We start from the raw sequence: 9,451 nt of genomic DNA on the forward strand, positions 1-9,451 counted from the left end.
ATTTTCTTAATAAGAATTAAAAAAGGACCTATATTTCCTATAAGCCCTTTCTTTTCTACCTATTTCCGTACTATTTTAAAACATCAAAAGCAAGTTTTGCCGCACCCAGAATTGCTGCCCGGTTTCCCTGAGCTGCCTTAACGAGCGGAATATTTTTTGTATGGGAATTTCCGTATAATGAATAAGTTTTCTTCAACTTGTCCCACCAATATTCACTGGTATCCGCCAGACCGCCGCCAATCAGACAAATTTCCGGATCAAACAGGTTAGCCGCATTTACGATACAATAAGCCAGGTCGTTCACAAATTCCTCCAGCACCTTCTGCGCTGTCTCATCGCCTGCTGCATACAGATTAAAAAACTCATACCCTGAAGTAATTGTCGCTTCCGGCTTTTTATCCCGATACAGATTCCACAAGGCCGTTCCGGAAACATACTGTTCTACGCAGCCTCTCTGCCCACACAGGCATTTTTTTCCGCCCGGGTGCAGAATCATATGTCCAATTTCCGCGTTCCCGCCACGATATCCGCGTATCATATGTCCTTCCGTATAATAACCACCGCCAACACCTGTCCCCAGGATAATACCAAATACATCCTTTGCGCCCCTGGCTGCTCCCATCCAGTGTTCTCCGATTACTGCCGCCCGACAGTCATTGGTAACCTCCACCGGAACTGCAAACTCATTTTCCAATATCTTTCCTATCTGAAGGCCAATGTAGTCTTTGTAAATATCCACTGCGTACAGAACCGTTCCGCTCTCTTCATCAATCCGGCCACCGGCCCCGATTCCCACAGCGCTGATTTCATATTCACTGTCCAGTTCCCAGATCAGCTTTCGATAGGTATCCATAATAAAGGAACCGTTTCTTTCTGTATTGGGGATTCGTATTTCTTTTAATATATTACCTTTTTCGTCAACTGCAGCTCCCACAATTTTTGTTCCGCCTGTATCTATCGCTGCTACTATCGGCATCTCCGGTTCCCCTTTCTTTTTACAGATATTCCTGAATATTATCTACGATCTTCTTGGTGATAATCTGCGGACGCGTAATTCCTGCTCCGATTACCACATTGTGGGCTCCCGCCTTAAACGCTTCAATCGCCAGCTTATCGTCCCAGTATCTTCCCTCTGCAATCACAGGTACCTTCACCCGCTCTGTAAGATCTTTTACCAGCTTAATATCCGGCTCCCGAAGCTCCACAATTCGCGGATCCGCGTCATTTCTGGTATACTCTGTATATCCGGCCAGTGTAGTGGATACCAGATCACACCCCAGTTCTACCGCAGCCAGACCTTCCTCCAGTGTAGATACATCCGCCATCAGAATCACGTCCGGAAATTCTTTCTTAATCGAAGTCAGCAGCTCTTCTGTGGTTTTTCCTTCCGGCTTCGGCAATTTTGTTGCATCCACTGCAATAATCTCCGCGCCTGTTTCATATACATTTTCCACATCACGAAGCGTCGGCGTAATATAACTCCAATAACCTTCATATACATGCTTCACAATTCCAATAATCGGAATATGAATCATCTGCTTGCATGCCAAAATATCCGCAATTCCGTTGACTCTTACGCCTACTGCACCACCCATCTGCGCGGCATACGCAAATCTTCCCATAATATCGCTGTTGCGCATGGGCTCCTCCGACGTAGCCTGGCATGACACAATTAATCCTTTTTTTAATTCTTCTACCTTCATAGTTTATACTCCTTTTCTAGCACGCTTCTGGCTGAGTTTATCATAGCTGATTGCAAGTAACAATACGACTCCTTTCACCACTCTCTGATAGTAATCCGGAATATTCATCAAAACCATTCCATTGAGCAGTACACCTATCAAAAGAAGGCCTACGATTACATTGACAATTCGTCCTTCTCCGCCGCTTGTACTTACTCCTCCCAATACAACTGCCGTAATGATATCCATTTCATAGTTTTCACCGGCCTTGGGCTGTCCACTGTTTACCCGGCTCAATAATACCATTCCAGCCAACGCGGAAAACAAACCGCACATACCATATACCGCATAAATAACCTTCCGCACATTGACGCCACTCAATCTGGACGCCTCACTGTTGCTTCCAACTCCGTAAATATATCTTCCGAAAGCTGTCTTTTCCAAAATAAACCATCCGATTACAAAGCAAATAATCATCAGGATAACCGGAACTGGAACCGGACCGAAATATCCCTGTCCGATAATATTAAAGGATTTCGGAAGACCATACACCGGCAGACCTCCTGAAATAATATAAGTCGTTCCTCTTAAAATCGTCGATACTGCCAATGTAGCAATCATAGGAGGCAGTTCAATTTCATATACAAAGAATCCATTACAGATTCCGATAAGTAAACCTGCAACCAGTACGATCACCATTGCCACTATGGGTGATACTCCCATCGCCATCAGAGACGCGCAGCCTACAGATGCCACTCCCATAATAGAGCCTGTACTGATATCAATTCCGCCTGTTATGATAATCATTGTCATTCCGACGGCAGCAATGCCATTTACCGCCACCTGTCGTAATACATTAAATAGATTGGTCGGAGTCAAAAATCCGCTGGACGCAACTGAAAAAAACAGCATTAACACCACGAGCGCTATCCATATGGCAAATTTTGACATTCCCTGTGTTTTTCTTTTATTTTTGCCCTTATTGTCCTTCATGCGAGCCTTACCTCTTTCTTATGCATCTCTTATTCCGTTGCCAGTGTCAAAATTTTCTCCTGTGTAACTTCCTGGCGTGAAAGTTCTCCCATAATTTCACCGTCACGCATAACCATAATCCGATCACTCATACCGATCAATTCCGGCATTTCCGATGAAATCATAATAATAGCCTTTCCTTCATCAGCAAGTTGGCGCATTAACTGATATATTTCCGCTTTTGCCCCTACGTCGATTCCTCTCGTAGGTTCATCAAAAATCAGTACTTCTGAATTTGTTGCCAGCCATTTTGCCAATACCACCTTCTGCTGATTTCCTCCAGACAATGTCCCTGTCTTCTGAGATGGTGACCATGCTTTAATATTCATAGCATCCATATACTTTTTGGCCATCGCTTTTTCCTCTTTAGAGCGAATAACTCCTGCATGACTGACACGTTCCATACTGGCATACACCGTATTAAAATCTATGCCCTTATTTAATAAAAGCCCCTGATTCTTTCGATCCTCTGTAATGAGTCCAATTCCGCATCGAATCGCATCCTGCGGACAGTGTATCTTCAATTCTTTTCCTCTCAGATAAACCTTTCCCCCGGATACCGGATCCGCACCAAATATTGCTCTGGCCAACTCCGTTCTTCCTGCTCCTACAAGCCCTGCAAAGCCCACTATTTCACCTGCACGCACTGAGACGCTGCAATGTTTTACCCGACGGTTGGTCAGGGCTTCCACCCGCAAAACCTCATCACCAAGTTCTTTTTCGCGTTCCGGATAATCCTGACCCAGTTCCCGGCCTACCATATATCGAATTAATCCAGCTTTATCGATCTCAGAAATAGGCAGCGTAATAATATGCTTTCCATCCCTCAGCACGCAGGCTCGATCCGCAAGCTGAAATACTTCTTCCAGTCTGTGTGAAATATACAAAATTGAAACTCCTTTTTTTCTCAATTTTGCTATGATTTCAAACATTTTCTCGATTTCATTGTTTGTAAGAGGGGCTGTCGGCTCGTCCATAATCAGAAATTTTATATCTTCAGAAACCGCTTTCACAATCTCTATTATCTGTTGCTCCGCAATTGACAAATTGGACACTCTCTCCTGGGCGTCAATGTGGACGCCCAACTCTGCAATCATGGTTCTGCACTTTTCCAACATCGCTTTCTTGTCCAAAACCAGCCCTTTTTTCAATTCTTTTCCAAAGAAGATATTTTCCACTACCGTCAACTGCGGCATCAGATTTAATTCCTGATAGATTACGCCAATTCCCAACTGTTTCGCAAGAGACGGAGTATTGTGCTCTATCTTCCGACCCTCGAACCATAATTCTCCTGAAGTTGGCTCGTGTGCCCCTGTAATTACTTTAATTAATGTCGACTTTCCGGCTCCATTCTCTCCCACAAGCGTCAGAAGTTCTCCTTTTTCAATGTCCAGAGATACATCATCCAATGCGGTAACACCGGAAAACTTTTTTGTCACATGTTTTAATTCCAGCAGCTTTTCCGCCATTTTTTCACCTATTTATCCTCTCATAGTGAATCCCATTCTCTATTCATAATCACCAATATTGGACGCATTGACAACCTTCATCGGAATTACAATGGTATCCTCAATTGGTCCATTCTCCTTGACCTTAAGAAGAGTATCCACAAACAGTTTTCCTGTCTCATAAGGCTGGATATCTACGGTTGCTCGGTAGATTCCACCTTCTTTAATCTTATTTAAAGCTTCGGAAATAGCGTCCAGACCGCCGATAAATACACGATCACTGTCCTTTCCTGCCGCCATCATGGCTTCATATGCGCCCAGTGCGCCTGCATCATTTACGCATACGACAACCTCCACATTCGGGTTAGCCTGCAGAATATTTTCCATATTAGCCATTCCCTTTTCTGTACTGTTTGCACTCTGTCTCGCTACGATTTTCGCATCCGGCGCTACGCTTAAGATACCATCCTGAATACCGTTTCCACGATCGATAATAGATTCCAGTTCCGGGTAGTCGAAAATGGCTACCTCAGCTTTGCCATCCAGTTTTTCTTTAATCCATTTTCCTGCTTCTTCTCCAATGGTGAAGCCGTAATCATACTCCGGAACGGTAACGAAAGCTTCGCTTCCTTCTACAAACTGATTTCCGGAAATGACAGAAATTCCTGCCTCAACTGCCGCTTCCACAGAGGGAGTCAACGCCGTCTGATCAATGGGGCTTACAATAATACCGTCTGTGCCATCTGCAATCAGGTTTTCAAAGGCTGTGATCTGATTTGCCACATCTGCTTTTCCGTCCAGAATATTTACTTCAATACCCAGCTCATCGCATCTGTCCTTTACACCGTTGGCCACGTCAACAAAATAGGTATTGGTCAAATCCTGGCAGGTATACGCGATCTTCGAAACCCCACTGTCGGAAGACGCTTCTGTCGTCTCAGTGCTTGTGCTCTCTGTAGCTGTATTTGCAGTATCCTTACTTTCTCCCTGAGAGCACGCTGTAAACATCATACTTGCACACAGTAACATTGTGATTACTAAACCTTTTCTTTTCATCTTTTACCCTCCTGTAAAAAAACCTTCTTCTGCTGTTTCATTTCAACTCAACCTTGTAGCAATACTGCTGTCCCTTATAATAGCGGTAATTATACTCTATCAGCTTATCTCCGCTGTAGGTTTTTCTACACACCTTCAGTGATGCTGTTCCAGGCTGACTATTTAAAAGCCTTGCATCCTCTTCTGTCAGCAATTCCGCAGAAAAGGACTCCACCGCTCGTTCCGGTACAATGCCTTTCTGAGTTAATACATGATACAGTGAATTGTTGTCAAGTTCCTCCCATGTGATACTACTGCACACTGCTATTGGTATAAAAGAAAAATCCAATGCAATCACAACGTCATCTGCCATACGAAGACGTTTAATGAATGTAACCTTTTCACCTTCCGGGATTTCAAGTCCCTCGCTGATAAATTCATCGGCCTCTATCACCGACAACTCAATCATTTTGGACGACGGAACCATTCCCTGCTTTCGTACCTCTTCTGTAAATGAATAAAAATTTGACAGCTTGTGATCAATTTTCCTGCCCTGAACGAAACTTCCTCTGCCGGGTAACCGATACAGATACCCTGCCTTTACCATCTCGTCCAACGCGCGTTTGGCAGTAATTCTGCTCACATCATACATCTCACATAATTCATTTTCTGAATAGATTCTGTCGCCGGGCTTTAATTCTCCCGATTTAATCAGGTTTTCTAACATCTCCTTCAACTGGTAGTACATGGGAACCGGACTTGTCTTATCAATCATATCAATCACCTTTCTGTTTATTATTGGCATGTCAGTATATCGGTATATTGATATATCAATATATTATACCAAGTATCTGACTTTGTCAACTGTTATTTTTGATTGTATCATAAGTCCCCCGAGAATGCTTTATTTAATATCAATTTTTTGTTATAATTTTCTAAATCATATCTTTCTGCAAAGGAGTTTTTTATGAAATCATCAGAGGATTTGCGGAGCAGACTCCGCTCCATCGATCACCGGAGCTATCCGGCTTATAAAGATTTGAAAGGACAGTATGATTTCGGGAATTATACGCTGTCTATTGACCACGTACAGGGGGATCCCTTCGCAGCGCCCTCCCGGCTGTCTGTGATTGTGCCCGCGAAAAGAGCCGCATTTCCGGCAGAATATTATGACACGCTGCCGAAACGCGTCACCCTGCAGGATCACCTGACCCGGCTCTTCGGCGCGCAGATCGCCCGGGGCAGCAAGCAGGCGGGCGGCTCTGGAAAAAGCGGTCTCCTCGCCGTCTCACGCTGCGGCCAGGAGGTGCTGGAGCGTACCGCCTGCCGGGTAAATAAAGGGGAAGTGACGCTTCGCTTCGAGGCCGGTTTTCCGGCGCACGGACGGACTATCGACGCACGGGGACTGGAAAAGATGCTCTTTGACATTCTGCCGGGCTGCGTACTGAATAGTCTCTATTTTCGGAAAATTAGTCAGGAACGGCTGAAAACTGCTATTGAGCTCTGCGAGGATCAACAGTATATCCGCGCAAAGCTTCCTGAACTGGGACTCTGCGCTTTTCTGGCCAACGGCTCCATCCTGCCCCGTCAGAGCGGCGTTTCTGATAAGCCTATGGAGCAGGCGGTTCCGTTTCGCTCTCCGGCTTCCATGGAAGTGGCGCTTACGCTGCCTCACCGCGGAGCGGTCAGCGGTATGGGCATTCCAAAAGGCGTTACCCTCTTTGTGGGCGGCGGCTATCACGGCAAGTCCACGGTGCTGCAGGCCCTGCAAAATGGCGTCTACAACCACATTGCAGGGGACGGACGGGAGCTTGTCATTACTGATGAAAGTGCCTGGAAGCTGCGCTCCGAGGACGGCCGCAGCGTCACAGATGTGGATATCTCGCCGTTTATCCGGCAGCTTCCGGGAAGAAAAGACACCGTTCACTTTTCTACCGAAGACGCCAGCGGAAGCACTTCTCAGGCCGCCAATCTGATGGAAGGCGTCGAAAGTGGAAGCCGGTTGCTGTTAATCGACGAAGATACCTCTGCCACCAATTTTATGATTCGCGACCGGCTGATGCAGCAGGTGGTTTCTCCGGAAGAAGAGCCGATTATCCCCTTTATCGAGCGGGTACGGAGTCTCTATGAAGATCTGGAAGTTTCCTCCATCATTGTAGCCGGAAGCTCCGGTTCGTATTTCTACGTGGCCGACCACATCATCCAGATGAAGGAATACGTTCCCCTGGACATCACAGAGAAAGCCAAGGCAGCTGCCGCAGACTTCCCGGTCTTCTCTGCTGCCCAGTCCGCCTTCCCCACCGTCCATTCCAGGCGCTGCCCGCGCCCAAACGCAGCCCTCAAAAAAGACGACCGCCTGAAACTGAAAGCCTCAGGCACCAGCGAACTCTCCCTGAATTACGACACCGTAGAACTCCGCTACCTGGAACAGCTCCGCGACAGCGAGCAGACCATGGCGCTGGCCTATATTCTGAAGTATTTGGAGGTGTCCGTTATGGACGGACATAAGAGTATGGAAGAGCTGGCGAAGCTTATCGAAGCGCAGATCGACAGCAAGGGACTGGAAAGCCTGTTTGTCGGGGCGGATGTGAGGGCCTCGTTGGCACGACCCCGGGGGCAGGAGATTTTGGGGTGTGTGAACCGGTATCGGATGTGAACTCACGGCCCCACACGGGGGCCGACACATTGACAAAGTAGAGAGATTAATGGGAGGTAATCAAAATGACTGATTTGGGACAGATGTTATATGATGATGGATGGAATGCTGGAGTAACACACGGCATTACCCAAGGTATTACTCAGGGTATTACTCAGGGTATTACAAAAGGACTTGTAGATGCTGTTCTGCTGTGTCTGTCTGAGCTTGGTACCATTCCACAGCAGGTAAGTAACCGTATCCAATCCACTACTGATGAAAAAGAACTCAAAACCTGGCTGAAAGCAGCCAAAAATGCAGATAGTATTGAGCAGTTTTGCAAAGATACCGGTTTTGAAAAATAATTTATACACCTAATAAACAACCAAATGGCACACGTCCCCGTGTGCCATTTTCCATCTCATTTTTCACTTAAATCCACCGCATCACCTGGCCCAGACTCTTCCATCCGTATCGGCAATGATGGGGCTTCTCCTGTATTCTGCAAAACACAGATTTTTCTATCTGCCATGCTGATGCAGATATTTTTCTCTGGTCGCCAGGCCGCCCCGGATATGTCGTTCGGATTTGTTCACATCAAGCACCTTCCGGGCCTGTCTTGCAAGGCCCGGATTGATATGCAGAAGGCGGTCTGCTACATCCTTATGTACCGTACTCTTACTGATTCCAAATTTCTTCGCTGTCTGCCGCACTGTCGCATTGTTTTCAATGATATAATTCGCTATATTTACCGCTCGTTCTTCGATATAATCCTTCAAGGTTTTCCCCCATAAGAACGTTTTTTACATCTTATGAAGGGAGCACTGCGGTTATACCCTGCCGGAAACAGATTCTCTATATAAGCAAAACCCGGTATTGAAACTCTGCCCCTTTTCAGGTATAATAAATTGGGTATAAGTCTGCAAAACGGGCAGACGTTTCTACCAACCGCCAAACTGGTTGACTACCCTGTCGGTAGTCATTTTTTTATTTCAGGAGAAAATGTTAAGAAATTAAAGCAATTGACAAATGTGATTGAATGTGTTTAAATATACTCAAAGGAGTAAGCTATTATGAACACACCAAATATCACAAATTACAAGCCAAAAGATTTTGCTGAATTGTTAGGCGTGTCTGTTAAGACATTGCAACGCTGGGATAGGGAAGGAACTCTAAAAGCAAATCGAACTCCAACGGATAGGCGTTATTACACTTACGACCAGTATCTTCAATTTAAAGGCATAAATACCGAAAATGACCAACGCCAAGTAGTTATTTATGCGAGAGTGTCTACGAGAAACCAAAAAGATGATTTACAAAACCAGGTCGCATTTTTAAGACAGTTTTGTAATGCCAGAGGAATCATTGTAGACCAATGTATGGAAGATTATGGGAGTGGACTGAATTACAATCGTAAAAAGTGGAATGAGTTATTAGATGAAGTAATGGAGCAAAAAATCAAAACTATAATCGTAACCCATAAAGATAGATTTATTAGGTTTGGTTATGATTGGTTTGAAAAATTCTGTATGAAGTTTAACACAACCATTGTGGTGGTAAATAATGAAGCATTATCACCACAAGAAGAACTTGTGCAGGATATTGTTTCAATACTCCAT

The 9,451-nt window shown here is 45.3% G+C and carries 10 protein-coding genes and 1 riboswitch; of the genes, 3 read left to right on the forward strand and 7 right to left on the reverse strand.

Translation table 11 applies throughout. The features are described 5' to 3' along the window. Positions 1 to 70: 70 nt before the first annotated feature. Genes OCV63_RS14730 through OCV63_RS14755 form a run of 6 tightly spaced genes read right to left on the reverse strand, consistent with a single transcriptional unit; the run spans position 71 to position 5,972 of the window. Positions 71 to 976 (reverse strand): ROK family protein, encoded by a 906-nt coding sequence (locus tag OCV63_RS14730; protein ID WP_158365061.1) that lies wholly within the window; start codon positions 974 to 976, stop codon positions 71 to 73. Between the two features lie 19 nt (positions 977 to 995). Continuing rightward, positions 996 to 1,703: an N-acetylmannosamine-6-phosphate 2-epimerase gene (locus OCV63_RS14735; RefSeq protein WP_158365062.1), complete on the reverse strand. Its 708-nt coding sequence runs from the start codon at positions 1,701 to 1,703 to the stop codon at positions 996 to 998. Positions 1,704 to 1,706: 3 nt separating this feature from the next. Next, on the reverse strand, positions 1,707 to 2,675 hold the full coding sequence (locus OCV63_RS14740) for an ABC transporter permease (protein WP_262670895.1): 969 nt from the start codon (positions 2,673 to 2,675) through the stop codon (positions 1,707 to 1,709). Positions 2,676 to 2,704: 29 nt separating this feature from the next. After that, on the reverse strand, positions 2,705 to 4,183 hold the full coding sequence (locus OCV63_RS14745) for a sugar ABC transporter ATP-binding protein (protein ID WP_158365063.1): 1,479 nt from the start codon (positions 4,181 to 4,183) through the stop codon (positions 2,705 to 2,707). Between the two features lie 39 nt (positions 4,184 to 4,222). Continuing rightward, positions 4,223 to 5,218 (reverse strand): sugar ABC transporter substrate-binding protein, encoded by a 996-nt coding sequence (locus tag OCV63_RS14750; protein WP_158365064.1) that lies wholly within the window; start codon positions 5,216 to 5,218, stop codon positions 4,223 to 4,225. Between the two features lie 37 nt (positions 5,219 to 5,255). After that, entirely contained in the window at positions 5,256 to 5,972 is a 717-nt protein-coding gene (locus OCV63_RS14755) for a GntR family transcriptional regulator (RefSeq protein ID WP_262670896.1), read from the reverse strand. Positions 5,973 to 6,164: 192 nt separating this feature from the next. Between OCV63_RS14755 and OCV63_RS14760 the strand changes: the two genes are divergently transcribed. Then, positions 6,165 to 7,853 carry an ABC-ATPase domain-containing protein gene (locus OCV63_RS14760; RefSeq protein WP_158365066.1) on the forward strand — a complete coding sequence of 563 codons (1,689 nt, stop codon included), beginning with the start codon at positions 6,165 to 6,167 and terminating at the stop codon, positions 7,851 to 7,853. 65 nt (positions 7,854 to 7,918) lie between these two features. Further along, a complete protein-coding gene (locus OCV63_RS14765; RefSeq protein WP_158365067.1) occupies positions 7,919 to 8,197 on the forward strand; it encodes a hypothetical protein in 279 nt (92 codons plus the stop codon). Between the two features lie 156 nt (positions 8,198 to 8,353). Here the strand turns inward: OCV63_RS14765 and spoIIID are convergent, their stop codons facing one another. Beyond that, positions 8,354 to 8,611, reverse strand: coding sequence for a sporulation transcriptional regulator SpoIIID (gene spoIIID, locus OCV63_RS14770; protein WP_158365068.1), 258 nt, complete (start codon positions 8,609 to 8,611; stop codon positions 8,354 to 8,356). Between the two features lie 111 nt (positions 8,612 to 8,722). Next, positions 8,723 to 8,819: riboswitch (purine riboswitch) on the forward strand. Between the two features lie 101 nt (positions 8,820 to 8,920). On the opposite strand from spoIIID, the gene OCV63_RS14775 reads away from it, so the two are divergent. After that, a partial coding sequence (locus tag OCV63_RS14775; RefSeq protein WP_262670897.1) for an IS607 family transposase occupies positions 8,921 to 9,451 on the forward strand: 531 nt, incomplete at its 3' end.

This window comes from Laedolimicola ammoniilytica (genome assembly GCF_025567165.1).
Classification (GTDB): Bacteria; Bacillota; Clostridia; order Lachnospirales; family Lachnospiraceae; genus Laedolimicola; species Laedolimicola ammoniilytica.

What these genes read in the sequence shown, in the direction of transcription:
- OCV63_RS14730 (WP_158365061.1), bottom strand. Translation starts at nt 976, where the DNA reads ATGCCGATAGTAGCAGCGATAGATACAGGCGGAACAAAAATTGTGGGA.
- OCV63_RS14735 (WP_158365062.1), bottom strand. Translation starts at nt 1,703, where the DNA reads ATGAAGGTAGAAGAATTAAAAAAAGGATTAATTGTGTCATGCCAGGCT.
- OCV63_RS14740 (WP_262670895.1), bottom strand. Translation starts at nt 2,675, where the DNA reads ATGAAGGACAATAAGGGCAAAAATAAAAGAAAAACACAGGGAATGTCA.
- OCV63_RS14745 (WP_158365063.1), bottom strand. Translation starts at nt 4,183, where the DNA reads ATGGCGGAAAAGCTGCTGGAATTAAAACATGTGACAAAAAAGTTTTCC.
- OCV63_RS14750 (WP_158365064.1), bottom strand. Translation starts at nt 5,218, where the DNA reads ATGAAAAGAAAAGGTTTAGTAATCACAATGTTACTGTGTGCAAGTATG.
- OCV63_RS14755 (WP_262670896.1), bottom strand. Translation starts at nt 5,972, where the DNA reads ATGATTGATAAGACAAGTCCGGTTCCCATGTACTACCAGTTGAAGGAG.
- OCV63_RS14760 (WP_158365066.1), top strand. Translation starts at nt 6,165, where the DNA reads ATGAAATCATCAGAGGATTTGCGGAGCAGACTCCGCTCCATCGATCAC.
- OCV63_RS14765 (WP_158365067.1), top strand. Translation starts at nt 7,919, where the DNA reads ATGACTGATTTGGGACAGATGTTATATGATGATGGATGGAATGCTGGA.